2 protein-coding genes are annotated in these 2008 nt (G+C 33.3%); both read right to left on the bottom strand.

Annotated elements, in window-relative coordinates; genetic code table 11:
* Window positions 1-1186 (bottom strand): hypothetical protein (locus tag BG20_RS01540; protein ID WP_202945516.1); only part of this gene is annotated, 1186 nt, incomplete at its 3' end.
* A 104-nt stretch (window positions 1187-1290) separates the two neighbouring features.
* Window positions 1291-2008: hypothetical protein (locus BG20_RS12285; RefSeq protein WP_010189990.1), on the bottom strand; the 718-nt coding region annotated here is incomplete at its 5' end.

Genomic DNA, 2008 nt, shown 5'->3' with positions numbered 1-2008 from the left:
CTCCACCATTAAGTATAGACAGGTATCCATCACTATCAGCATCATTGAAAATTTCTATGTTAATTATAGCGGATTTTTCATTATCACCAGAATCTTTTATGTAAGCAGTAATTTGATGAACACCCGTTGTAGGTAATTGATTAGAAACAGTACTGCCCAAGTTATCGGATAAGATATCTACGTTATCAGACCATTCAATACCTGAGCTTATGTCTTTTTCAACACCATATCCATCAATATCAATGGCAGTTCCAGTAAAAATTACATTGGCAAAATTTCCATGAAAACTTCCATTAGGTGGAGAATCTATAGTAATTGATTGAATAGGACAATCATCAGTTGGATCAGGACCAACAATCATTCCCGGAGAAATAACATTAACCAACCCACAAGAATTTACAAATAAACCATCGTTGTAAAGAATACCTATGATTCTAATTATACCTGTTTGTCCCAGATCAATTTCTGATTCATTTAAAAATTCACTACTTTCTAGAATATCTAATTGTCCAGTAATTGTAACTTTAGCAGGTGAGTAAATGTTTATTGTATCAAATGTTTCAGCAAATCCAGTATTTTGAATTGAAAAAATTCCATCATTCATAATAAAAGTTCCACGATTTGTAAATGTTCCAGCTACTGCAAATTCATGATCATCAAAAGTTTCTATTAAACCATCATTTGTAATAGAACTATTATCACTAACATTAACACCTCCTTTATTATTTAAAGTGCCAAAATTATTTAATTCACCAGACACAGTTAAAGTTAATCCTGTATTGGTAATTTCACCACCTACTTCATTATTTAAAATTCCCTGCATATCAAAAGACCCTGCATTAAGTTGAATTGTTCCATAATTATTTATAGTTCCATAAAGTGCAATTTCACCGTCGTCACTTCGTATTGTTCCCATATTAGTGACAACTCCATCCGTATTGATATTAATGATGTCTCCAGTAGAAAGTGTTATTCCAGAATTAATAGTCAGTGAATCTCCTGACTCAATATTGAATTCCTCTTCTACATTACATTCACTAACACCATCCCAAGTAGCAGCTACTCCTAAGCCAATTTCACAAGAGTCTTGATCTTCTAAAACAATTGCATAAGATTGTTGAGCTCCAAGTAATCCAAGTGCAAATACACTAAACAGTACAGATAGAGCAATTGTTCTATTTTGCAATGGTTTGGTTTTCATTTTTTTATATTAAAAGGTATATGGAACATTCCAAAAGTGGGATTTAATAAAAAATGTTCATTTTATTCTACAGTTTTAAAGCCTGAAATTTACTCAGACTTTACAGTAACTGTCTCAGAGTGGAATCTGTACTTTACCTTGACATAAGTGTCTTGTAATATGTGTACATCTGGAGATATTCCAGCGTTTGTTTCAAGGGTGACTGTCCATTTCTCAGTTAATGGATCAATTGAAGTAATTGAGAATCTCTCTAGTGGGTTATCTGGACCACTATATCTGACTCTGAGGATTTGGTCTTCATAGTTGATACTTACTAATCCACCACGATTTGCTCTAGTACTATCTTTGATAAGACATTCATTGGATTTACCAATAATACATTGTCCTTGAGGATCGATTACTTTGAATCTGAGATTCTCATTAGAATCTGATGCGTAAATCAGTGCAGGATCTGCCAAGACTTTGTCGTTCTTTACCAATAGTTCTAGTGATTTTAGATCATATGCTGAAACAGCAATAGTTCGTGGATAGCTGTGCACAACAGATGATTTGGTAATAATTGTCTTGTCATACAAATCAACTCTTCCTTGCAAGTCATGACTAGAGTATACTTTGTCTGATGGTACATTCCATTCCAGTGTAATCTTGGTTTGTCCTTGATCAAATAGTTGTGCTTTCTTTGATACTATCTTGCCATCTACCACTAATGATACAATACCATATGATGGTAAATTGTCATTTTTGATGTACAAATCAGATCTCATTGTAGAGCCTGTAGGAACAATAGTTGGAACATCCATCTCTAAT

This window comes from Candidatus Nitrosarchaeum limnium BG20, assembly GCF_000241145.1.
Taxonomy (GTDB): domain Archaea; phylum Thermoproteota; class Nitrososphaeria; order Nitrososphaerales; family Nitrosopumilaceae; genus Nitrosarchaeum; species Nitrosarchaeum limnae.
The sequence above is the reverse complement of the archived record's forward strand: the minus strand, read 5'-3'. Positions and strand labels throughout refer to the sequence as shown.